Source organism: Photobacterium andalusiense, from assembly GCF_900185625.1.
Taxonomy (GTDB): domain Bacteria; phylum Pseudomonadota; class Gammaproteobacteria; order Enterobacterales; family Vibrionaceae; genus Photobacterium; species Photobacterium aquimaris.
This window is the reverse complement of sequence record NZ_FYAJ01000002.1, coordinates 762,309-785,292: the sequence shown is the minus strand read 5'-3', so window position 1 is coordinate 785,292 and position 22,984 is coordinate 762,309. Positions and strand designations below refer to the sequence as shown.

The 22,984-nt window shown below is 39.2% G+C and carries 22 protein-coding genes; 16 read left to right on the top strand and 6 right to left on the bottom strand.

Going from position 1 to position 22,984, the window contains the following annotated elements; translation table 11 throughout:
- Positions 1-96 precede the first annotated feature (96 nt).
- Both PAND9192_RS09060 and PAND9192_RS09055 read right to left on the bottom strand, forming a co-directional pair.
- Positions 97-3,135, bottom strand: a complete 3,039-nt coding sequence (locus PAND9192_RS09060) for an efflux RND transporter permease subunit (RefSeq protein ID WP_087853492.1) — start codon at positions 3,133-3,135, stop codon at positions 97-99.
- Positions 3,136-3,141: 6 nt separating this feature from the next.
- Positions 3,142-4,269, bottom strand: coding sequence for an efflux RND transporter periplasmic adaptor subunit (locus PAND9192_RS09055; protein ID WP_370738384.1), 1,128 nt, complete (start codon positions 4,267-4,269; stop codon positions 3,142-3,144).
- Between the two features lie 183 nt (positions 4,270-4,452).
- Between PAND9192_RS09055 and PAND9192_RS09050 the strand changes: the two genes are divergently transcribed.
- Both PAND9192_RS09050 and PAND9192_RS09045 read left to right on the top strand, forming a co-directional pair.
- Positions 4,453-5,055: a TetR/AcrR family transcriptional regulator gene (locus PAND9192_RS09050; RefSeq protein WP_087853491.1), complete on the top strand. Its 603-nt coding sequence runs from the start codon at positions 4,453-4,455 to the stop codon at positions 5,053-5,055.
- Between the two features lie 167 nt (positions 5,056-5,222).
- Complete coding sequence (locus PAND9192_RS09045; protein WP_087853490.1) at positions 5,223-5,633, top strand: YgiW/YdeI family stress tolerance OB fold protein; 411 nt, start codon at positions 5,223-5,225, stop codon at positions 5,631-5,633.
- Between the two features lie 54 nt (positions 5,634-5,687).
- On the opposite strand, the gene yidA is transcribed toward PAND9192_RS09045, so the two are convergent.
- Entirely contained in the window at positions 5,688-6,497 is an 810-nt protein-coding gene (yidA, locus tag PAND9192_RS09040) for a sugar-phosphatase (RefSeq protein WP_087853553.1), read from the bottom strand.
- A gap of 278 nt (positions 6,498-6,775) precedes the next feature.
- Here yidA and PAND9192_RS09035 point away from each other — a divergent pair, with 278 nt between their 5' ends.
- From PAND9192_RS09035 to PAND9192_RS09000, 8 genes are all read left to right on the top strand, one after another.
- A complete protein-coding gene (locus PAND9192_RS09035; protein WP_370738388.1) occupies positions 6,776-7,747 on the top strand; it encodes an ABC transporter substrate-binding protein in 972 nt (323 codons plus the stop codon).
- A 17-nt stretch (positions 7,748-7,764) separates the two neighbouring features.
- Entirely contained in the window at positions 7,765-8,661 is an 897-nt protein-coding gene (locus tag PAND9192_RS09030) for an ABC transporter permease (RefSeq protein ID WP_060999943.1), read from the top strand.
- A complete protein-coding gene (locus PAND9192_RS09025; RefSeq protein WP_087853488.1) occupies positions 8,658-9,869 on the top strand; it encodes a quaternary amine ABC transporter ATP-binding protein in 1,212 nt (403 codons plus the stop codon). The genes PAND9192_RS09030 and PAND9192_RS09025 overlap by 4 nt, the downstream gene beginning before the upstream one ends.
- Positions 9,870-10,033: 164 nt before the next feature.
- Positions 10,034-11,035 carry a glycine betaine ABC transporter substrate-binding protein gene (locus PAND9192_RS09020; protein ID WP_234999036.1) on the top strand — a complete coding sequence of 334 codons (1,002 nt, stop codon included), beginning with the start codon at positions 10,034-10,036 and terminating at the stop codon, positions 11,033-11,035.
- Between the two features lie 259 nt (positions 11,036-11,294).
- On the top strand, positions 11,295-12,023 hold the full coding sequence (locus PAND9192_RS09015; RefSeq protein WP_087820492.1) for a response regulator: 729 nt from the start codon (positions 11,295-11,297) through the stop codon (positions 12,021-12,023).
- 77 nt (positions 12,024-12,100) lie between these two features.
- On the top strand, positions 12,101-13,552 hold the full coding sequence (locus PAND9192_RS09010; RefSeq protein WP_087853486.1) for an ATP-binding protein: 1,452 nt from the start codon (positions 12,101-12,103) through the stop codon (positions 13,550-13,552).
- A gap of 13 nt (positions 13,553-13,565) precedes the next feature.
- Positions 13,566-14,822, top strand: a complete 1,257-nt coding sequence (locus PAND9192_RS09005; protein WP_087853485.1) for an ABC transporter substrate-binding protein — start codon at positions 13,566-13,568, stop codon at positions 14,820-14,822.
- A 33-nt stretch (positions 14,823-14,855) separates the two neighbouring features.
- Positions 14,856-15,518 carry an alpha/beta hydrolase gene (locus PAND9192_RS09000; RefSeq protein WP_087853552.1) on the top strand — a complete coding sequence of 221 codons (663 nt, stop codon included), beginning with the start codon at positions 14,856-14,858 and terminating at the stop codon, positions 15,516-15,518.
- Between the two features lie 66 nt (positions 15,519-15,584).
- Here PAND9192_RS09000 and PAND9192_RS08995 read toward each other — a convergent pair whose 3' ends face one another.
- Entirely contained in the window at positions 15,585-16,952 is a 1,368-nt protein-coding gene (locus tag PAND9192_RS08995) for an MATE family efflux transporter (RefSeq protein WP_087853484.1), read from the bottom strand.
- A 103-nt stretch (positions 16,953-17,055) separates the two neighbouring features.
- Here PAND9192_RS08995 and PAND9192_RS08990 point away from each other — a divergent pair, with 103 nt between their 5' ends.
- The 4 genes from PAND9192_RS08990 to PAND9192_RS08975 all read left to right on the top strand — a co-directional run bounded on the left by PAND9192_RS08990 (position 17,056) and on the right by PAND9192_RS08975 (position 19,733).
- Positions 17,056-17,940, top strand: coding sequence for a LysR family transcriptional regulator (locus tag PAND9192_RS08990; RefSeq protein ID WP_087853551.1), 885 nt, complete (start codon positions 17,056-17,058; stop codon positions 17,938-17,940).
- A 154-nt stretch (positions 17,941-18,094) separates the two neighbouring features.
- On the top strand, positions 18,095-18,427 hold the full coding sequence (locus PAND9192_RS08985; RefSeq protein WP_087853483.1) for a hypothetical protein: 333 nt from the start codon (positions 18,095-18,097) through the stop codon (positions 18,425-18,427).
- Positions 18,428-18,641: 214 nt separating this feature from the next.
- On the top strand, positions 18,642-19,208 hold the full coding sequence (locus tag PAND9192_RS08980; RefSeq protein ID WP_087853482.1) for a hypothetical protein: 567 nt from the start codon (positions 18,642-18,644) through the stop codon (positions 19,206-19,208).
- 84 nt (positions 19,209-19,292) lie between these two features.
- On the top strand, positions 19,293-19,733 hold the full coding sequence (locus PAND9192_RS08975; RefSeq protein WP_087853481.1) for a copper resistance protein NlpE: 441 nt from the start codon (positions 19,293-19,295) through the stop codon (positions 19,731-19,733).
- Between the two features lie 104 nt (positions 19,734-19,837).
- Here PAND9192_RS08975 and PAND9192_RS08970 read toward each other — a convergent pair whose 3' ends face one another.
- Complete coding sequence (locus PAND9192_RS08970; protein ID WP_087853480.1) at positions 19,838-20,743, bottom strand: LysR family transcriptional regulator; 906 nt, start codon at positions 20,741-20,743, stop codon at positions 19,838-19,840.
- 174 nt (positions 20,744-20,917) lie between these two features.
- On the opposite strand from PAND9192_RS08970, the gene PAND9192_RS08965 reads away from it, so the two are divergent.
- Together PAND9192_RS08965 and PAND9192_RS08960 are read left to right on the top strand one after the other, a co-directional pair.
- Positions 20,918-22,174, top strand: a complete 1,257-nt coding sequence (locus PAND9192_RS08965) for an adenylosuccinate synthase (protein ID WP_087853479.1) — start codon at positions 20,918-20,920, stop codon at positions 22,172-22,174.
- Positions 22,175-22,446: 272 nt separating this feature from the next.
- Positions 22,447-22,578: a DUF2256 domain-containing protein gene (locus PAND9192_RS08960; RefSeq protein ID WP_082732203.1), complete on the top strand. Its 132-nt coding sequence runs from the start codon at positions 22,447-22,449 to the stop codon at positions 22,576-22,578.
- Here the strand turns inward: PAND9192_RS08960 and PAND9192_RS08955 are convergent.
- Positions 22,575-22,973, bottom strand: a complete 399-nt coding sequence (locus PAND9192_RS08955; RefSeq protein WP_087853478.1) for a thiol-disulfide oxidoreductase DCC family protein — start codon at positions 22,971-22,973, stop codon at positions 22,575-22,577. The two genes, PAND9192_RS08960 and PAND9192_RS08955, sit on opposite strands and share 4 nt — an antisense overlap.
- Between the last annotated feature and the right edge of the window lie 11 nt (positions 22,974-22,984).

Below are 22,984 nucleotides of genomic sequence, written 5' to 3'. Positions count from 1 at the left end.
CAGTGAGAGTAATGACGGCTGCTAAAAATGTGGCATAAAAAAGGGAGTAAACATCAATGATGTTACTCCCTTTTTGTTTTTTGGTTATGCTGGTGGCTATTCTACTTTAACGCGGAACAGTACTGCATACAGCAGTGGAATTACGACTAAAGTTAGAATGGTTGCGAATAACAAACCAAACATAATTGTTACTGCCATACTCTTGAAGAATGGATCAATCAGTAACGGTGCAACACCTAAGATTGTCGTAAAGGCACCAAGTAATACGGGTCGAGCACGGCTAAGTGCTGAGTCAATAATTGCTTGATACGGTGTTTTACCTTCTGCTATTTCAACGTCGGTTTGGTCTACTAATACAATCGCATTTTTAACCATCATACCGATCAAACTTAAGAAGCCAAGAATCGCCATAAACTCAAACGGGGTTTGGAAAATCACCAAGCCAACCGTAACACCGACTAATGCTAACGGCACTGTTAGCCAAATCACTAACGGCTGACGAATAGCGTTAAACATGAAGATCACCGCTAAAATCATTGCTGCAAAGCCGTAAGGGGCTGAGATAGCAAGACCGACGTTGGCGTCTTTTGATGCTTTGTATTCGCCGTACCATGTTAATTCATAACCTGGTGGCAGTTCGATTGCTTCAATTTTGCCCCGTAGATCATTAAACGCATCAGCTGTGAATACTCCTGGTGCTGGATCTGCTTGAACCAAAATCGTTGGAATACGATTGATTCGGCGTAAGATTGCATCTTCCCAGCCAACATTTATTGATTCAACCAATTGGCTAACTGGAATTAAACCATTCACCATACGACTGTAAACGTCAGTATTTTCAATCGCACGTTCATGAGTACGCTCGTTATCTGGCGCACGCACGACGATAGGGATCAAATCATTACCTTCACGGTAAACACCAATATTACGGCCGTTCAATGTTTGCGCAATGGCTTGACTGATATCGTGGTTGGTTAAACCAAAACGCTGTGCTTTCTCTGTTGAATATACTGGCTTAATCACGGGTACTTGCTGACGCCAATCATCTTGTACCGCGATTAAGTTTGGATCGCTTAGCATGATAGCTTTAGCTTGTTCAGCAAGTTCACGTAATACTTTGCTATCAGGACCTTTAAAGCCGGCTTCGATTTTCTTACCGCCACCGCGACCAAGCATAAATTTCCATACTTTGATTGAAGCTTCTGGGTATTTCTTATCAAGCTCGGTTTGAAGCTCAACCAATAATGGCGCAATGTTACGGTAATCATCAATGTCGATCAGTAATTGGCCATAACTTGGATTACGCGCTTCTGGTGCATAGGTCAGCATAAAACGTAAACCGCCGCCACCAATGAAGCTAGAAATATTACTGATACCTGGCTTTTGCTTAACGTCTTGTTCAATTTCAGCTACAACCGCTTCAGTGTTTTTGATATCAGTACCTTGTGGTAAGTAGACATCAACTACAAACTGCGCGCGTTGTGATTCAGGCATAAAGCCTGGTGGAACATATTTAACGCCCCAAACAGCACCTAACAGGGTAGCAACTAATAATAAACCCGTGGTCTTGCGGTGAATAAGTACCCAAGTTAACAAACCTTTGTAGCTGTTAACCACTTTACTTGGTTTTTGATCACCCGATTTCAGTTTTACTTTTAGGAATTGGTGACACAGTAACGGCGTAACTGTGACCGCAAACAGCCAGCTTAAGAGCATTGAGTAAAGAATTACCCAGAATAATGAACCTGCGTATTCACCCATATCTGATGGTGAAAGGCCGATAGCACTAAATGCACAGATACCAACAACAGTACCGCCTAATAAAGGCCATTTAGTTGCATTTACAACTTCAGGTATAACAATTTCACGATCTTCATTATTTTGTAGACGGACTAGAATGCCGTCAGTAACCACTATCGCGTTATCAACCAACATACCTAGGGCAATAATTAATGCACCTAAAGAAATACGTTGCATGGCGATATTGTCAATTAACATGATACACAAGGTACCAGCAACGGTTAGGATTAACACAAAACCGATGATGATCCCTGAGCGAATCCCCATAAACAGCAATAGTACGATAAATACAATGACAACCGCTGCTATAAGGTTATCGATGAAATTAGTTACTGAATCACGTACAGAGTCTGATTGCATCGAAATAACATTCAGTTCCATACCTAATGGGCGTTGGCTTTCTAATTCAGCAATACGAGCTTTAACAGCATCACCCATATCGACTACGTTACCGCCAGTAACATTAGAGATACCAAAGCCAATCGCACGTTCGCCATTATAGCGCATTAACATTGAAGCCGGCTCTTGATAACCACGTTTTACATTTGCAATGTCTTTTAAATGTAAAACCGTATGATTGTCACCAATACCTACTTGTAAGTTACGTAAATCATTAAATGAATTTACATCAGGTGCCGGAATAACTGGAATACGCATACCATTAGAAGTGAGACTACCAGCGACATTAACAATGTTTTGTTTTTGTAGTACCGACAACACATTATCAACGGATAATCCAAATTTGGCTAAACGCTCGCTAGTAAATTCAACAAAAATGGTTTCTTGTTGTTCTGCCAATGTTGCTGTTTTAGCAACGCCAGGGACCAAAACCAGTTCACGGCGCAGACTATCGACATAGTCAGATAGCTGTTTATCTGTAAACCCTTCACCAGTGACGGCAAAAAACAATGCATACACATCTGAGAAGTCATCGTTAACAATTGATGGGCCAGCACCAGGTGGCAATTGACGCTGTGCATCACTTATTTTACGACGTAATTTGTCCCACACTTGTTGTAGATCAGCTTGGCTTTTTGCAAATTCAAGTTTGATCTCAACTGTAACTTCAGACATACCTTGCTTTGAAACTGATTTAACTTCTTTCAGTTCCTGCAATGACTGCACGGCACCTTCAATGATATCAGTGACTTCATCTGATACTTCTTGTGCAGTTGCACCAGCATAAGGTGTGATTATCACCGCTTGACGGATCACAAACTCCGGATCTTCAAAGCGCCCCAGTTTTAGATAGCTGATATAGCCACCAATTAGAATGAGAGCAATCATTACCCACACACTGGTGCGCTTTGCTATGGTATAGCGAGCGATATCCATTACTTTTTATGCTCCGTCTTGGGTGTTATCTGTGTATGGACGAACTTCCATACCCGTTTTAAGTTTTGATACACCAGCAATAACAATGCGTTCACCTGCTTTGAGACCAGATGGCACCGTAATACAGTTTTTGTTGATAGTGCCGACCTTAATGTAGCGTTTTTCTACAATATTGTTTTCACCAACAATCCACACAAATTGTTTGTTTTGGTTATCAGGAACAACAGCGGTTAACGGTACAATTAGTGGGTTGTTTTTATTATCGACATAGTCTTCAGGGCACAACTCAACACTTGGGGTCACTTTTACTGGCATCCCTGGCAAAATATTGAGGCCTTTAGAATCATCAAGACCCAACACAATCGAGAATGTTTGTGTAATAGGATCTGCTTGGGTTGAGTAAGTACGTAAACTCAACGGTAATAAATGACCCGGATTCGTTGTAATTTCTGCATTGGCTTTTTCACATTTCAAACCACTTAACATGACTGTGTCAGGAATGTTAACCACCACCTCTAGATCATCGAGGTTATGTAATGTCAATACTGATGTATTCGCTTGAATTTGAACGTGATTATCAATCAATTTACGGCCAATGATGCCGTCAAATGGCGCTTTTAATTGAGTGTAATTCAGTTGGTTTTTGGCTTCTTCTAGGCGATTTTGAGCTAAGTTATAACGAGTCATTAACTCATCGAGATCGCTTTTTGCAATTGCTTGTGAGCTTTCATAAATCGACTTAGCACGTAAATAATCTTTTTTAGTGTTATTTAATTCAAGTTGCGCCGCTGCAAATGCTGTTTGCGCATCTTTAGGGTCAAGTTTTGCAAGTAGTTGACCTTTGTGAACCTTATCGCCTTCATTAACAAAAATATGGCTGACGCGACCACTGACTTGAAATGACAAATCAGCGCGCTGAGCTGAGCGAATTACGCCATTAAAACTTAGGCTACTATCTGCTTTAGGCATTACAACTTGAGTAAGGGCTGGGCTAATGATAGGCGCGGCGACCGTTTCTTCTTTTTTACTGTCACACCCCGACAACATCACTACCGCTAAAGATAAACTAACTGCCATAGTCAGTTTATTAATTGTTAACGATGCCACACTGGACATTGCTGAATGAGTTTTCACCGTGTTCTCCACTATCATTAGGTTGATGGTTAACCACAATAACCACCAAAAAGGTAAACTAAGAGTGCATTCTAGTGGGAAAAAATTATTTGTAAACTATGGAGTGTACTTTTTTGGTGTGAATTGTTAGACTGCGGTCATAAATAGAGTAAAAACGTAATGATAATAAGGAACGAGTACAGGATGAAACAAACGGAACGCAAGCATCTAGCTATTATTGAAGCGGCAAAAGAAGAATTTATTACTCATGGTTTTTTAGCGGCCAATATGGATCGTATCTCAACCGAAGCGGGTGTTTCTAAGCGTACGTTATACCGTCATTTTGAAAGTAAAGAAGTGTTATTTGTTTCTGTTCTCACCATTATTCAAGAATCTGTAGCAGAAAATGTGAAGTATGAATTTGACTCAACGATGACGTTAACCGAGCAATTAACGCTTATTACCCGTCGTGAGGCAGATATATTATATTCAACTTATGGTATTCCGCTGTCACGGACTATTGTGATGGAGTTTTTACGCCAGCCAGATTTAGCAATAAATCTGATTAAAGATTTATACAGTACTAAAGCGGTAACAGATTGGTTTCAACAAGCGATTACTGCTAAATGTTTAGCCGATAAAAACTTGATGACAATGACCAATATTTATATCAGTTTATTTCAAGGGTTACTGTTCTGGCCACAAGTGATGAATGTTTTACCTAATAGTGAAGGCCAGGTATTAGAAGAACGTATCGAAATGATTGTTTCGGTGTTTTTGGCATCGTATATGATTAAAGAAATATAATAATAAAGATTTTAACTATTTGATTTAAATCTAAAATAAAATAAAGAACACTGTATTGTTGCAGTTGATGTTTTAGAGACTATAATTATTGGCCTGATATGCACTTATTTGTTATTAAATAAGCGATGTTTTAATCTTAATTAATCATTTTTTGGAATTATAGGCCAATGAAAAAATTACTTGCTGTTTCTGTTTTAATGCTTTCATCAATGTCTGTTATGGCCGCACCACAGTCAACTCAAGGTGGATTTAATGGTCCAGCAGAGGCTGCGCCACTTGTTCAACCACAAGGTGGTTTTAATGGACCAAGCGCTGTTCCTGTATTAACGACTGTAAAAGCGGCATCTCATGCTGATGATAATGCAGCTGTAGAGCTTACAGGCCACATTATATCTTCAATTGGTAAAGAAGATTATATGTTTAAAGATGTGACTGGTGAGATTAAAGTAGAAATTGATAATAAAGATTGGCGCGGTGTGACAGTAACACCAACCACTAAAGTTATTCTTCGTGGTGAAGTAGATAAAGATTGGACAGTTCGTACTGTTGATGTTGATACTGTTACTATTGCTAAATAATTAATAGTAATCATAAAAAAAGCCAGCGTTGCTGGCTTTTTTTGTTTTAGTGCATTAAGCATTAAGAATGAATTTTTCGATAACTTGAGCTACACCACTATTATTATTAGTGTCAGTAACATAGTTGGCAATCGCTTTTGTTTCTTCAGTTGCATTTCCCATCGCAACGCCTAAACCTGCAAATTCGATCATATGGTGATCATTGCCAGCATCACCCATCGCAATAACTTCATCTTGTTTTATATTTAAGAAATCAGCTAACGCTTTAACACCAACACCTTTATTACTATTCATGTGCATAAACTCAAGGAAGAATGGCGCACTTCTTACAATCGTATATTGTTGGTATAGAGCAGGGGGTAATTGTCCAATAGCTGCTTCAAGACGTTCAGCATCATCAATAATCATGACTTTCATGATTTCTTCGTTGTCATCAAGCTCGGAAAAATCAGCTAACGTAATTGTTAAGCCATTAATTTTAGCTTCATGATCGGTGTAATAATTATGCGCAGGTGTAATAAGTCCCTGACGACGAGAGAATGCATGAACATGAACACCAAGATCGTGAGCAATTGCTGCAATTGCTTTTGCATCACGGCCAATTAAGGTTTGGCTTCTAACGATTTCTTTACTAGCAACGCGTTGTACTAAAGAGGCGTTATAAGACAGCACAAAATCATTATCACTATCCATATTAAGTTCTTTTAACGCCCATTCCATACCTTCAATTGGGCGTCCAGAAGCTAATACAACATATACGCCTTGTGCACGAGCAGCTGCGATAGCTTGTTTATTAAGATCTGAAATAGCACCGTCTGAATTAAGTAATGTACCGTCCATATCAAGTGCAACTAATTTATACATTGTTATTGTCCACCACGAATAAAATACAAGCGTAATGATAAGCAAAATTAGCATTAAAAACGATAAAAAGTCGTATTTATATTTAGCAACAACAATGAATAACAACGATCGGTAATCAACGAAATTAGCCATTATTTACAGTTTATTTGTAAATAATTTGTTGCATCTTTTTGTGTTGCGACAGTTAATTGGTTAGACTGATTAGAGTTATGTATGTTTAATTGTAAATAAATAAAGGGAAATTATTTATGCGTAAGTTAGCTATAGCATCACTATTTATGGCGAGTTTTTCAGCCCAAGCAGACAGTGATGAAAAATGTGGCAAAGTCACGATTGCTGATATGAATTGGAATTCAGCAACCTTAATTGCCAACGTTGATAGTTTTATTCTCCAGCATGGTTACGGCTGTGATACAGAACTGGTACCGGGTGACACGATGCCGACAGGAACATCAATGATCGAAAAAGGAGAGCCAGATATTGCGCCTGAAATGTGGAGTAATTCACTTAAAGTTGCGCTTGATCGTGGTGTTAAAGAAGGCCGTTTACAATTTACAGGGCCAACATTTTCTGATGGCGGTGAGGAAGGGTTTTGGGTACCTGAATATATGGTAGAGAAAACACCTGAATTGGCCACTATTGCAGGCATTAAGAAACATGCCAAACTATTTACCCATCCAGAAGATCCTGATCAATCCGCATTTTATGGCTGTCCTGCCGGTTGGAATTGCCAGATCTCTGCGGGTAATTTATTTAAAGCACTTGATTTAGCAAAATTCGGATTTGATTTAATTGATCCAGGCTCTGGTGCAGGTTTATCTGGTTCAATCGCTAAAGCTTATGAACGTCAGCAACCGTGGTTTGGCTATTACTGGGCACCAACGGCAGTATTAGGTAAATATAAAATGGTGAAGGTTGATTTTGGTTCAGGGGTTGATGCGAAATACTTTTCATCATGTATTACAAGTACTGAATGTACAGATCCTAAAGTAACCATGTATCCACCATCAGCGGTTGATACCGTGATCACAACCTCATTTGCTGCTCGTTCAAGTGCCGCGGTTAAATACCTTGCTGCGCGTTCATTTACGAATGCTGAAATGAATGGATTATTAGCATGGATGGAAGACAACCAAGCCGATGGTGAAGCCGTCATGGTTGAGTTTTTAACCAATCATGAAGCGATTTGGACACAATGGGTCTCAGTTGACGTGGCGACAAAAGTCAAAGGCGCATTACAAGATTTATAAGTAACTGGATGATACTTATGTCAAATGATTCATGGATAACAGAATTTCCTCAACTTGAACGTGCGCAGCTAGTTGAAATAAGGAAAACCCTAGATGGAAGTTATCGCGCATTTTCTCGTGAGTACGGCGATACCATTGAGAGCTTTTTTGATCCATTACTGGCTTTTTTAATTTGGTTTGAAAAATTGTTGCTAGCAACACCATGGTGGTTAGTTATTGCGGTATTAGCCGCGATAGCTTATATGGCGAGTCGTTCTTGGAAGTTATCACTGGGAGTTGTGATTTCTTTTGTTCTGATTGGTATTTTTGGTATGTGGGATAATACCATGCGTACCATGAGTATTATTTTAGTCTCGACCTTGGTCGCAATTGGCATCGGAATACCTACTGGTATCGCAATGGCAAGATCCGATCGTATTCAGCGTATTGTGACGCCATTGCTTGATGTAATGCAAACCATGCCTGCGTTTGTGTATTTAATTCCGGTAGTGATGCTACTGGGTATAGGTAAAATTCCAGGTGTAATAGCCGTTGTTATTTACGCGGTTCCACCGGTTATTCGTTTAACTAATTTAGGGATTCGTTTAGTTGATGAAGAAGTACTAGAAGCGGCTACTGCTTACGGTGCAAGTCCAATGCAACGTTTGTTTGGCGTGCAAATACCGTTAGCGATGCCCAACATTATGGCGGGTATTAACCAAACTATTATGATGGCACTAGCGATGGTAGTGATTGCATCAATGATTGGTGTCAAAGGGCTAGGTCAGCCAGTACTTAAATCGATTACTAATCAATACTTTACTTTAGGTTTGCTAAATGGATTAGCCATTGTGGCATTAGCGATTATTTTTGACCGTATCTCTCAAAGTTATGCTCAACGCAGTCAGCAGCATCTAGGAGGGGCACCTAAATGAGTCATCAACAAAATAGTGCACCACTTATTCAAGTTAAAAATCTGTATAAGATCTTTGGTCCTAAAGATAAGCAAGTACTTACTAAAGTTAAAGCGGGGCAGTCAAAAGATGCTATTTTGGCTGAAACCGGTCATACCGTCGGGCTTAGTGATATTAATCTAAATATTTATGCCGGTGAAATCTTTGTCATTATGGGGCTGTCAGGATCGGGAAAATCAACATTAATACGTCACTTTAATCGGTTAATTGAACCGACAGAAGGCAGTATTATTATTGAAGATACCGATGTAATGACTCTAAATGCTAGCCAATTACAAGATTTTCGACGTCATAAAATGTCGATGGTTTTTCAACGCTTTGGTTTAATGCCGCATCGGACGGTATTACAAAATGTCGGTTATGGTTTATCTGTTCAAGGGGCGAAACCAGCTCAGTGGCAACAACAAGCGCAACAATGGTTAACCACCGTCGGGCTAACAGGATATGAGCAAAGTTATCCTGCTAATCTATCGGGGGGACAACAGCAACGGGTTGGGCTTGCTCGCGCGTTATGTACTAATGCTGAAGTATTATTAATGGATGAGGCTTTTTCTGCATTAGACCCATTAATTCGCAGTGAAATGCAAGATCAGCTGATTGAATTGCAAGAGAAACTCCATAAAACGATTATCTTTATTACCCATGATCTTGATGAAGCATTGCGACTCGGTGATCGGATTGCGATTTTACGAGATGGTAAATTGATTCAACAAGGTAAGCCGGTTGATATTCTACTTAATCCTGCTGATGATTATGTCGAAGCATTTGTTAAAGATGTTAATCGTGCTCGTGCATTAACTGTTGCAACCGTCATGAAGCCGCAAGGAGTAAGAATATCAGCCGAGACCATTGGTGAAGCAGTAGCTGAAATGCGTAATGCGAAAGATGATTATGGTTACTTTATTGATGATGATGGTTATCAAGGGGTTATTACCCAACAAACCCTCGAAGATATTAATGAAGCTGATTATAACAAAGCCATTGATCAATCGATGTTAGAAACAGTGCCAGCGATAACAACTGATGCGTTACTTGAAACCGTGATTCCAGAAACACTAGATAGCGACCATCCTTTGCCTGTGATTAATGAAGCTGGCGATGTGACAGGGCGATTATCGCGTTCAACACTGGCTGAGGCATTAAGTGATCAGGCAGTGCCACGACAATAAGATGATGTAATGCATCGATTTGTAGGATGATAAAACATAAACACTCTCTCCATTATGGTTGAGAGTGTTTTTTTGTATGTGGTTTATTTTTTGGTATTTGATATTACGGTTGTTTAAACTAGAAGTAATAACTTGCGTTTAATGCACGGCAAGAAAAGGAGGGCATGATGCTAAAGCAACTGACAGTGTTGATCTTATTGTTTGCACTAACATATAAAGTGCAAGCAACAGAATGCGGTAAGGTCACTATTGCTGATATGGATTGGGATTCAGCGACGTTTGTTGCAAATGTCGACAGTTTTATTTTACAACATGGATTTGGTTGTGAGACAGAACTGGTACCAAGTGAAACTATTGTTGCGGCTAAATCTATTCTTTTACAAGGTAAGCCCGATATTATCCCTGAAATGTGGCGTAACGCCTTAAAGGGCGGGCTTGAGTATGGTATTGAACAAGATAAAATTAAATTTGTTGGCAAGGTATTATATGAAGGCGGCTTAGAAGGATTTTGGGTACCTGCTTATATGGTAGAAAAAGAGCCATCATTGGCGACAATGGCCGGTGTTAAGCAACACAGTTATTTATTTAAGCGTCCAGATTTGGGAAATACGCAGCCCTTTTTTAGTTGTGCGCCTGGTTGGCGTTGCCAAAATACAGTAATCAACTTATTTAAAGCCCTTGATCTTAAACAAGCAGGTTTTGAAGTTACACCAACAGATGAAATAACCGGATTATCGGGCTCTATCGCTCATGCTTATGCAAAAAAATTACCTTGGATTGGTTATTATTGGTCGCCAACAGCTGTATTGGGTAATTATAAAATGGTGCGGGTTGAGTTTAATGCAGGTGTTAATCGTGAGTATTTTCAAGAATGTATTGAAAAAAAATACTGCAAAAATCCACGAGTAACGATGTTTCCTCCACGTGCAGTTGACACCATTGTAACCCTCAAATTTTCTCAACGTGCACCTGCTGCAATGATGTATTTATCTGCCCGCAGCTTTTCAAACCAAGATATGAATAATTTAATGGCGTGGAAAGTGAATCATAATGCTGACGGTAAACAAACAATGGTGGAATTTCTGACTCAGCATGAAAGCATATGGACACAATGGGTATCGCCGCCTGTTGCAAATAAAATACGCAGTGCACTCACTAATTTATAATGCTATTTTTTGTCACTATTAATAGCGTAATTTGCTAGTAAGGTAACGATTTTGTCATCAAAATAACGCCATTTACTGACTTTTATGGTTGTTGGTGGTCAAATGTTGTATTGCAATAAACGATAAGTCAGATGAATATGTGTCTAATGGCACAAAATTAGCCAACGTTATGTTTAATTAATAAGGTTGTAGCTATAAAAATGCAAACATTTATGTTTAAAAATAATAATAAGATATGTACCAGTGAAGGATGAATAACATGGGGGTAACCAAGACAGTACTCGTTGTCGATGACGATCAAGAGATCCGTGAGTTATTGGACGAGTATTTAACTAAAAACGGCTTTGAAGTTATAACTGCTGCGGAAGGTGAAGAGATGAAACGCCGATTAGCGGCAGGTTATCCCGATCTGATTTTATTAGACGTTATGATGCCAGGAGATGATGGTTTTACACTTTGCCAGCATATTCGTAAAAGCTCAAATGTGCCGATTATTATGCTAACAGCTGTTTCAGATGAAATGGATCAGATCATTGGCCTAGAAATTGGTGCTGACGATTATATCGCTAAGCCGTTTAGTCCTCGTCAGTTATTAGCGCGTATTAAAGCCTTATTAAGACGAATAAAACCAACAGAAAGTCAGTCGTTACCAACAGAAGCAAAATTTATTCGATTTTCTAATTGGCGACTTGATACCACTACCCATTGCTTATTTGATCTTGAAACCAAGCAAGATTTTGAATTGACAGGTGGTGATTACTCGTTGCTGATGCTGTTTTTATCGCGTCCACAAGAGATATTAGATCGCGACACGATTTCTTACGCAACGCGAGGGCGTGATACGTTACCTTCAGAGCGTGGGATTGATGTTGCTTTAAGTCGACTGCGCCAACGATTAGGCGATAAAGGTCGTACTCAGCGCTTAATCAAAACTAGTCGTGGTAATGGTTATATTTTCACGGCTGATGTGGTTTACGAAGACGCATAATATTTAAATAATTGCGTTGAATAAAGTGTGATTGCTTGTATGGGCGTCACACTTTTTTACTATATGGATAATAGTTAATGAAGTGGAAAATGCTATACCCAAAGTCATTGGTTTCAAGGACATTGTGGTTAACATTATTAGCAGTATTTTTAGCACAAGTGATAGCAACTGCGATTTGGTATAGCCAATCGAAACAGCGAGATTTGGATGGATTGCAATCAACGTCGGCGAGTATGGCGACCATGTTTGCTTCAACGGTGACTTTTTTCCAATCATTACCAATGCAATATCGGCACATTGTGTTAGATCAATTGCGTAATATGGGCGGTACTCGTTTTTTTGTATCTTTTAATGATGAAGAGATCCGTATTGAGCCGATTGCTAATTCAGAACAAAAACAGATGGCAGTGTCAGTATTTGAAAAAGTGCTACATCAAAAATTGCCGCGTTTACCAACTATCAAAGTTGAATTTTCTCGTCCTGAAACATTACATGTACTTAAAAATGACATTTTATTAAGCGATCTGCCGCGATCGTGGGTGCATAATACCTTAAGTTTAGAGCCTTTAAATCCGCCGATTTTAGTGGTGCAAATTGAATTAGAAAAAAATCAATGGCTTTATATTGCAGCACTGTTACCTGCACCTTATATGAACTTAAAAGATGAAGTGATCACGCGCCAGCAAATTCTATTTTTGGTCTTTATCACCAGTTTATTATTGGTGTTTACTTATATTATGGTGCGTCGCCAAACCAAGCCTTTAAAACAGTTGGCAGATGCAGCTAATGCATTAAGTCTTGATATCTATCAACCGCCGCTTAAAGAACAAGGTGCGACAGAGTTAGTGATGGCAACTCAGGCCTTTAATCGAATGCAACTGCGGCTACGGCGTTATATTGAGGATCGCGAACAGCTATTTTCATCAATTTCCCATGATCTAAAAACACCGATTACACGCTTACGACTGCGGGTTGAGTTAATTGATGATGATAATAAGATTGATAAATTTAATCGTGATCTTGATGAATTAGAGATGATGGTTAAAGGAGCATTACAGTGTGTAAAAGATACTGATTTACATGAAAACATTGTGCCGATTGATTTGAATTTATTATTAGCAAGTATTGCCGAACGACATAATCACCATGCAATTAAAGTAACATTGCCGACACTGACGATTGCACCAATGATGGGTAAAGAATTAGGTTTAAAACGCTGTTTAAGTAATTTAATTGATAACGGTGTTAAATATGGCCACAAAGTGACGGTAGCGGTGATAGACAAGCCCGATAAAATTATTTTGACGATCACCGATCAAGGTAAGGGAATTCCTGAATCGTCATTATCGGCGGTGTTTGAACCTTATTTCCGTCTCGCGACAGATGCTGATGGTCATGGTTTAGGCATGGGAATTGCGCGTAATATTATTCATGCTCATGGCGGCAAGTTAGTGATTAAAAATGGCCTTACACAAGGGCTAATTGTTGTGGTTGCCTTACCACGCGTACTGCCCGTGGCATTGACATAAATAAAGAGCCTCTATGAAATTAAAATATTTTCTATTGTCAGCAGTTTTAGGCTGGTTACCAATGACATCGGCAATAGCTGCAGGTCAAGTTGAAGTGCTTCATTGGTGGACATCAAGTGGTGAAGCAAGGTCAGTTAAAATCCTTAAACATATGATGGAACAACAAGGCCATAGTTGGAAAGATTTTGCTGTCGCTGGTGGTGGTGGTGAAAGTGCAATGACAGTGTTAAAAATGCGTGCTGTTTCGGGCAATCCTCCGACTGCTGCGCAGCTTAAAGGCCATGATATTCAAGAGTGGGGGCGACTTGGATTTTTAACCTCACTCGATAACGTCGCTCAACAAGAACATTGGGATAACGTATTGTCTCCCGTAGTGGCGAATATCATGAAATATAATGGCCATTACGTTGCAGTACCGATTAACGTACATCGGGTTAACTGGTTATGGGTCAATCCGAAAGTGTTAAAAGCGGTGGGGGTCAAAGTACCAACAACGTTAGCTGAATTTTTTATTGCGGCAGATAAAATCAAAGCCGCGGGGTTTGTTGTATTGGCCCATGGTGGGCAGCCTTGGCAAGATGCAACCTTATTTGAAAGTATTGCGCTGGCTGTATTAGGTTCTGCTGATTACCGTAAAGCGTTTGTTGATCTTGATATGACGGTGATCAACAGTGACAAAATGGTTGATGTTTTTCGTCAATTTAAACACATGAAGGCTTATATTGATCCTCAAGCTGAAGGACGGCATTGGAATGCTGCCACTGAAATGGTCATTGATGGTCAAGCTGCAATGCAGTTTATGGGAGATTGGGCGAAAGGAGAATTTGCTCAGGCAGGTCAACAACCGGGTAAAGATTATTTATGTGTGCCTGCACCTGGTACTCAGCATCAATTTACATTTAATATTGATAGTCTGGCTTTTTTTAAATTAAAGGGGACTGAGGCTGATAATATTGCGCAGTATGATTTGGCAAAAACATTATTGATGCCATCTTTTCAGCGAGTTTTTAATTTAAATAAAGGCTCGATTCCGGTTCGATTAGACATGGATATGTCAGCATTTGATCAATGTGCATTAGATTCGATGAAAGCGTTTAAACAAGCCTCATTATCGGGAGATTTAGTACCCAGTTTTTCGCAAAACTTAGCAACAACAGCTGATGTGCAATCTGCCATTGTTGATGTGGTGAGTGAATTTTTTAATCAAGCCGATTCGAATCCCACATTAGCCCCTTCTCGACTTGCACGGGCAATAAAATCAGCGATATAGTGAGTAAGGTTTATAAAGGATAAAAATATGAATATAACCTATTTACCTTGTGTTGAAGTAGAGCCAACAGTGAGCGCAACGGCGACTGTTATCTGGCTCCATGGCTTAGGCTCTAATGGCCATGACTTTGAAGCAATACTGCCACAATTACAGTTGCCTAGTGATATGCCGGTGCGATTTATTTTTCCTCATGCTGCGTCTATTCCTGTGACTATCAATGGTGGCGCAGTGATGCCAGCTTGGTATGATATTATTTCATTAGATGTGGCACGTAAGCTTAATGTCGATCAATTGATGCATTCTGCTCAACGTGTTATTGATCTTATTGAACGTGAAATCAGTCGTGGTATCGCATCAGATCGGATTATTTTGGCGGGATTTTCTCAAGGTGGCGCTGTGGTTTATCATGCGGCATTGTGTTATTCAAAACCATTGGCAGGGTTACTGGCATTATCAACCTATTTTCCAACCGCCAATGTGATTCAATATAGCGAGGCTAACCGTAATATTGATATTGAGATCATGCATGGTAGCTATGATCCAGTAGTGGTGCCTAAACTTGGGGAAATGGCGCGCAATGATTTAATTGCGGCAGGATATCATCCTCAATGGCGTATGTATTCGATGGAACATCATGTGTGCTTGCCACAAATTAAAGATATTGCAACATGGATTACAGCCCAACTTAAGCTGTAGACTGACAATATTACAGCGGATAAGACATTCTTATCCGCTGTATTGGTTGTAGGGCAAGCGAATACGCTAGATGGTGGCTGGTGGCATTGATGGCGTGACTTTGTTTCGCTGTTGTAAGTCATGCCATACCATCGGTAATACAAATAGGTTCAATAAGATGGTAGATAACGGCATTGATAACCAGACGCCATTAACACCGAGCCATTGGGGCAAGAAGTACAAAAATGGTAATTGTATTAACATGTTACTGACTGAAATTGTTAACGCTTTACCAGCTTTATCAACTGACATAAAGTATACCGTAGCCAATACAATAAGACCGTCTAAGAACATTGCAAATAGGTGTAATTTAATACCATTAACGGCTGTCGAAGTAAGCGCAGTATTGGCGCTATTAAATAGCCCAATTAATGTTTGTGGAAAACTATACAATAATGCGAACCATGAAATACCCGCAATAATAGTCACTTTAATCGCTAAATAGGTTGTTTTACTGATATTCTGTGGTTGTTTAGCGCCATAGTAATAACTCACTGGTGGCTGCATACCTTCTGCGATCCCTTCAGCCACTAAATAATATAACGTCATCATATAGCCAACAATTGCAAAGGCACTGACGGTCAATTCTGTGCCATATTGAATAAATTGATAATTATGCAAAGCAACCACAAAACTTGTATAGAGGTACATGATCAGTACCGATGAGCCCAAACTCATTATTTTCCAGCAATGGCTTAATTGAATATTTGTAATGGTTAAGTGCATCGTTAATGGCGAACGAGATGAATAAAAATAGATGATACCGCCAGTAACTGTTACAGCTTGAGCAATAATGGTTGCAACTGCTGCCCCTTGTAATTGCCATTGAAAAAGACCAATGAAGATATAATCAAGCACAATATTAGTTAAAGCACCTGCTATCAATAACCCAGTGGCTATCTTAGGGCTGTTATCATTACGAATAAGCATAGGAATCGCACCAGCAAAGATAGTAATAAATGCTGCCCAGCCAAAACTTTGTACATATTGCAGTGCGAATGCTTTTATAGTGTGGTTTGCACCTTGAATCGTTAATAATGTCTCACCAAAGAGAGCAAAAAATACCAATGCAATCACACTGACAGTGACAATTAATAGCACCGCATGATCTAACGTGCGTTGTGCATGTTGTGCATTTTTTTCGCCACGCGCAATAGAGATCAGTGTGCCGCCACCAATACCGATCATTAAACCTAAGCCTGATAACAAATAGGTAATTGGCCACGCCATATTAATCGCTGCTAATCCTTGATAGCCGACATAGTGGCCAACAAAAATACCATCCACTATTTGATAGAGTCCAGTTACTAGCATTGCTGCAATTGATGGAATTGCATAACGCCAAAAATTTTGGCTAATAGTCAGTTTTGGTGGTGGTGAGTGAGTTAATGACATAATAAATTTCAATCTGATGGTCGATATTGGTAGCGGTATTATCCTTGTTTATTGGATTGTTCAAAGATAATATCTATCTTATTTTCGGATGGTTTTAACCATGATGGATTGGACATTAGATCAGCTCAATGCCTTTGTTATTTCAGTAGAACAAGGGTCTTTTTCAGGTGCGGCACGCCGAATAGGTAAGGCACAATCACGAATAAGTACAGCAATCAGTAATCTTGAAGCAGATTTAGGATTTGATCTGTTTGATCGTAGTGCCCGTTTACCGGTGCTGACGTTGGCAGGAGAGCAAATGTATGAAGAAGCGAAAGTTGTTTTAGCCCAATGTGATCGATTGCAATCCCGAGCATTGACCTTAACTAAAGGCGAAGAAGTATCACTGACAATTGCAATGGATGAAGCGACCCCAACCACAGTATTTGAAGAATTTTTTGAGCGGGTAGCGACGACTTTTCCACTGTTAAAGCTAACGATTATCAGTGGTTCAAAAGATGATATTGCAAGCCAAGTTGATGATCTAACGGCCGATCTTGGGATTCTGTTTTTTAGTAAAACTCTACCGAGTAGTTTAGAATTTACGCCTATTTGTGAGTTTAATTCTTCACTTATTGTTGCTAAAAATCATCCATTAGCAAAAATATCAGCCCCGACGATGCAGCAACTTAGCCAATATCGACAACTATTGATTTGTGATCGTATGGGTTATTACCACACTGATGCGCTGTCTGCGAACTATTGGCACATTGATAGTTATTATTCAATTACTGCGTTTGTGCTGAGAAACATGGGTTGGGCGTTTGTGCCTGACCATGTATTTAATTATTCAATCTTTAAAGATGGGGTCGTAAGGTTATCCATCGAAAACATTCCCACCTCACCGTGGATTGATATGGGATTAGTTAAGCGCCGCGATCAAGGTAATGGCCCCGTTCTGCGTTGGATGTATCAAGAGCTTAAGACTATGTTTGCTCAACATAATTAATAGCAGTTAGTGTGGTGATGTTGTTGGTGACAAAAATATACTTCTTAGGAAAGAATAATAATTTTACTTGTAAATGACAAATGTATCACTGTAATATGGTTGTGAGATTATTGTTAACATCTAGCGCTGTTTGTTTGCTGTAAGTGAGGTTCATATGCGGTTTTCACAGAAGGTAGGTTTAACCTTAGGCGCTTCTTTGCTAATACTTACTGTTTTGTTAATTATTGTTGCAGGACGAACCTATAAAACCGAAGCAGTAGTCGGAAGAGTAGTAAATATTAACTCTGATTCTTTTTTATATGAAGGTAAGTTTTATTTACAGGTTATGTCTGATCAAACAAATACAATGATCAATATTGATATAAAAGATGGTTTATATTGTCCAATTGGATCTCAAGTCGTATTTGTACAAAAAACATGTATGCTATTTGGCGATGATGCCTATGAGTTTATTTCGTGTGATTTTTCATATTTACCCTCTTATTAGTTATTAAGTTTAGCACTCAGTTTTATATCACGTTAAAGCATTTTATATTGCAAGAGAAAAACATTTTTTGCATAAATAAAACAGATTTAATACCACATAATGAAAAAAAATGACCTATTATTGACTTTGACATGACGTTAACGAGATAAATTTTTCATGCTAATAGTGGATACTGTTAAGGTTATATTTTATTAAGATTTTTACAGGAGTTGATATGAAGAAGAGTATTATTGCTATAGCGATCGCTGGTTTAGTCCTTGTTGGTTGTGATCAAGCAAGCCATGATTCAGCAAAAGAATCTACGGCTTCAGTAAAAGCAACAGCAACCCAAGTAAAAGATAATGCCGTAACAACAACAGATTCAGCGCTAGACTCAACTAAAAAAGCCGTTGATGATTCAGCAAATGCTGTTAAAGACACAGCAGACAAAGCTATGGATAAAGCAACTGAAGTTAAAAACAGTGTTGCAGATACCACAGCAGCAGCCGTTGAAGATTCTAAGCAAGCTGTTTCAGATTCGGAAAATGCTGTTGAAAATAAAGCTTCTGAGCTAAAAAATAGTGCTGAAAATGCAACTGCGGGTGTTGTTGATGCCTCTAAAGATGCAGCAAAAGAAACCAAAGATGCGGTTAAAAATGCAACAACTGATGCTGTAGATACTGCAACAGAAGTAAAAGATGCAACGGTTGATAAAACTAAAGCCGCCGCTGATAACGCAGCTGATATGGTAAATAAATCAGTTGATTCTGCAGAAAAAAAAGTAGCTGATTTAACAAAGTAATCAATAATAAAACTATTGATACTAACATTAAGATGCCGAGCATTATTCATGCTCGGTTGTTCTTTTTTTCACAAGGAGTTTACGGTGAAAAAAAAATGTTTATTCGCTGCTATGATCGTGTTGGCGCTCGCTGGATGTGATCAAGCAAAAAATGGTGCAAATGACGCGACTGCACAACAAGCAGATACCCATAATGCACAAAATTCCTTAACTTGGATGGGTGAATATACCGGTATTCAGCCTTGCGGTGACTGTGCTGGCATTGAAACGAGCTTAACCTTAAATAAAGATGGCAGTTACGTTTTAAATGAAACCTATCAAGGTAAAGACACCAAGCCATTTATCAATAAAGGTAAGTTTAAGTGGAATGATCGTGGTGACACCATCACGTTAAACCTTACAGGTAGCCAGTCAGTGAAGTATTTCGTTGGCGAACATCGTATTTTCCGATTAGATCAAAAAGGTCAACGGATCACAGGCGATTTGGCTGATGCTTATACCCTTACCCAAAACAATGATAATTAATTTCTGAGAAAATGCCCTGACATTTGTTTACTTCCGTATAGCAATGCGAGGGCATTTTTTTATCTTGTAGTTCACAGTGATAGTTTTTTGAGCATTAACTGATTTTATTGTGAGCGTTGGATTTCATCATCAACCCAGCGCAATAGTTGTTTTATTGCCCGCGATAGCACCTGATTTTGACGCACTATATAACCAAGACTGGTGGTAGGAAAATGCGGTAATGGCGTGATCGTGGTTTGTAGATGTAACTTTGAATGCAATGAAAAACTTGGCACAATAGCGACACCAAACCCAGCCTCAGCCCAATCTATTTGCGCATCAACACTGCCCACTTCCATCACATGATATTTCGCTAATTGTAAACTTGGTAAGGCTAAATCAATCAGTTCGCGGGTGCGTGTATCATGACCTAATAAAATTAATGTTGGCTCTTCTGCCGCAAGCGGTTGAGGTTCAATAATCGCATTAGGATCTTGAGATAATTGCTGCCAACGTTGTAAGCCATTCCCTAATGCACACCATTTAACTTGTCGTAACTCCATGAAATGCAATGGTTGACTTTCTTTTTGAGCGATAACAAACCCTAAATCAGCTTTAGCACTTTTTACCAGCTCTGTTGCTTGTGATGAGGTAGTATTAAACAGCGATAAATCAATGCCTGGATATTCTTTTTTGAACGCTTGAAAGGGGCTAATTAGCAATAAGCGTGAAATAATATCGCTGGCTGCAATGGTAAGTGTGCCTTGGTTAAGCTCATTAATCGCATTAAGATCTGCTTGGCAAACTTGTAATTCCATTAATGTGTTTTCAGCACTTTTAAGTAGTCTTGCACCGGCTTGGGTTAACCGAAATGGATTCCTTTCAATTAACTTTACTCGTGTGGTTTGCTCAAGTTGTTTAATGTGAAGACTGACATTTGGTTGTGTCATATGCAGTGCTGTGGCTGTTTTTCCAAAATGTTGGTGCTTAGAAAGGGCAACGAATGTATTAAGCCAATGCAAATCTATCATGTTTACCTTCTTATTTTGTTACAGACACTATTATTGATAGTACTGTTACCTGAAAAACATAATGACTAATGTACGCCACATAAGAGATTCTTATCAAGTTAATAACGATTATTAATTATTTTTATTGCGTCATTGATCATAGGATAAGGGTCTTGCTTTTGAGGAGTGTAAATTATGTCGTCTATTGTTGTTGTTGGTGCAAACTGGGGTGATGAAGGTAAAGGTCGTATTGTTGATTATTTAGCAGACCAAGCTTCAGCGAGTATTCGTTTCCAAGGTGGTAATAACGCAGGTCACACTGTTGTTAACGATTTTGGTACATTTAAACTGCACCAATTACCAAGCGGCGTATTTAACCCTGATTGTATCGCTGTTTTAGGCCCTGGTATGGTTATCAGCCCAGAAAAACTAAGCCTAGAAATTGCAGAAGTAGCGACATCAGGTGTTGAAGTTAAACTTTGCATCTCAGATCGTGCAACACTATGTCTGCCTTTACACGCACTAGAAGATACACTAGAAGAAGAACGTCTAGGTGCTGGTGCATACGGTTCAACACGTCAAGGTATTGCACCTGCGTACGGTGACCGTGTAATGAAGAAAGGTATTCTTGTTGGTTGGCTAAAACAACCTGAAGTACTTCGTGAGCGTATTCAATTCATGATGGATTGGAAATTGCCACAGCTTAAAGCGTTATACCCATCAATGGAGTTTACGCAAACAGCTGAAGAAATGACAGAGTGGTTGCTTGAAGTGTCTCAACCTTGGCGTGACAGCATTTGTAACGTTACAGAGCCACTAAAAGCGCTACAAAAAGAAGATAAAACATTATTGTTTGAAGCGCAGTTAGGTGCAGGTCGTGACTTAGTTTACGGTGAGTACCCATGGACAACATCATCTAACGTGACTGCAGCTTATGCTGGTATCGGTAGTGGTTTACCTGCACTTCACCCTGAGCGTGTTATCGCTGTTGCTAAATCATTTAGCTCTTCAGTAGGTACAGGTACTCTGATCACCGCAATGGAAGATCAAGACCAATTCCGTGAAGATGCAAAAGAGTTCGGTGCAACAACGGGTCGTCCACGTGATATGGGTTACTTTGATGCAGTTGCAACACGTAACGGTATTGAATTACAAGCAGCAACAGAAATCGCATTAACTAAGATTGACTGCCTAAGTGGCATGAAAGATCTTAAAATTTGTGTTGCTTACAACGGTGATCACACCGAAAACCCAATTTGGCCTCAAACTGCATCACTAACAGCAGTTTACGAGCAAATGATGGGTTGGGATGAAGATATTACTGGTTGCCGTAAGTTTGAAGAGTTACCAGAGGGAGCACAACAATATGTACTTCGCATTGAAGAACTAATGGGTGTGCCTGTTAAAATGGTATCTGTAGGTCCTGAGCGTGAGCAAATGATCCTACGTTAATCGTAGCGTAATCAAAAAATTATAACGGGTGAGTTACTCAGTAACTCGCCCGTTTTTTATTTATATATAACGTAGGTGCAAACAACCAATATAAGCTGTGTCGTTATTATTACAGTGATTCGAATTACATCGACAAACTCACCAATGCCTTTGCTTTATCACTATAATTAATCTTGTCTAATTTATCGCTATTCACACGATAATTACTAAGCTAATTATGAAGGAGGAGTTCAGTAGGATCTTTATTGTAGAGAGCTTACGAAGTGGTGTTTATGAAAAAATCAGCGTTACCACAAAAAATTTGCGTAGTGTGCCAACGTCCTTTTTCATGGCGAAAAAAATGGCAACGATGTTGGAACGATGTCAAATATTGCTCTGAGCGTTGCCGGCGGCAACGACGTTAATCAATTTTGCAGTTTTCACAGCGTGATTTTCCTGTAAATAGATAGGAAATTTTGTAGCGATTTCGAGCAAAAAACAAATAACATTTATCGGCGAAAAACCTAATGATAGGCCAGCGCAGTATCGCTAACCATTTTTTCTTTCCAATTGAATTCCAAGCACGATAAGTGACATCCAATCCAAGTAATAACTGTGGTGATTGTTGAGGGTTTGGGAAATATAAGCCGTGTAATACAGCAGAAGCATCACGAATATTTATATAAGGGAAGCGTTGATTAAAATCTGGCGCAAGAATATCTTCAAACAGTAATTGTTGATGATTATTGTGGGTTTGTAGTTGACGCATTTCAGCGACACATAATGGACAGCTACTGTCATAGAATAAGATTAATTTCATAATATCCTCCT

Coding starts and splice junctions, on each gene's coding strand:
- PAND9192_RS08985 (WP_087853483.1), top strand. CDS start 18,095: ATGCGGTTTTCACAGAAGGTAGGTTTAACCTTAGGCGCTTCTTTGCTA.
- yidA (WP_087853553.1), bottom strand. CDS start 6,497: ATGTATAAATTAGTTGCACTTGATATGGACGGTACATTACTTAATTCA.
- PAND9192_RS09060 (WP_087853492.1), bottom strand. CDS start 3,135: ATGGATATCGCTCGCTATACCATAGCAAAGCGCACCAGTGTGTGGGTA.
- PAND9192_RS09035 (WP_370738388.1), top strand. CDS start 6,776: ATGGCGAGTTTTTCAGCCCAAGCAGACAGTGATGAAAAATGTGGCAAA.
- PAND9192_RS09030 (WP_060999943.1), top strand. CDS start 7,765: ATGTCAAATGATTCATGGATAACAGAATTTCCTCAACTTGAACGTGCG.
- PAND9192_RS09045 (WP_087853490.1), top strand. CDS start 5,223: ATGAAAAAATTACTTGCTGTTTCTGTTTTAATGCTTTCATCAATGTCT.
- PAND9192_RS08970 (WP_087853480.1), bottom strand. CDS start 20,743: ATGATAGATTTGCATTGGCTTAATACATTCGTTGCCCTTTCTAAGCAC.
- PAND9192_RS09010 (WP_087853486.1), top strand. CDS start 12,101: ATGAAGTGGAAAATGCTATACCCAAAGTCATTGGTTTCAAGGACATTG.
- PAND9192_RS09015 (WP_087820492.1), top strand. CDS start 11,295: ATGGGGGTAACCAAGACAGTACTCGTTGTCGATGACGATCAAGAGATC.
- PAND9192_RS09025 (WP_087853488.1), top strand. CDS start 8,658: ATGAGTCATCAACAAAATAGTGCACCACTTATTCAAGTTAAAAATCTG.
- PAND9192_RS08980 (WP_087853482.1), top strand. CDS start 18,642: ATGAAGAAGAGTATTATTGCTATAGCGATCGCTGGTTTAGTCCTTGTT.
- PAND9192_RS08960 (WP_082732203.1), top strand. CDS start 22,447: ATGAAAAAATCAGCGTTACCACAAAAAATTTGCGTAGTGTGCCAACGT.
- PAND9192_RS08955 (WP_087853478.1), bottom strand. CDS start 22,973: ATGAAATTAATCTTATTCTATGACAGTAGCTGTCCATTATGTGTCGCT.
- PAND9192_RS09020 (WP_234999036.1), top strand. CDS start 10,034: ATGATGCTAAAGCAACTGACAGTGTTGATCTTATTGTTTGCACTAACA.
- PAND9192_RS08965 (WP_087853479.1), top strand. CDS start 20,918: ATGTCGTCTATTGTTGTTGTTGGTGCAAACTGGGGTGATGAAGGTAAA.
- PAND9192_RS09050 (WP_087853491.1), top strand. CDS start 4,453: ATGAAACAAACGGAACGCAAGCATCTAGCTATTATTGAAGCGGCAAAA.
- PAND9192_RS09005 (WP_087853485.1), top strand. CDS start 13,566: ATGAAATTAAAATATTTTCTATTGTCAGCAGTTTTAGGCTGGTTACCA.
- PAND9192_RS08995 (WP_087853484.1), bottom strand. CDS start 16,952: ATGTCATTAACTCACTCACCACCACCAAAACTGACTATTAGCCAAAAT.
- PAND9192_RS08990 (WP_087853551.1), top strand. CDS start 17,056: ATGGATTGGACATTAGATCAGCTCAATGCCTTTGTTATTTCAGTAGAA.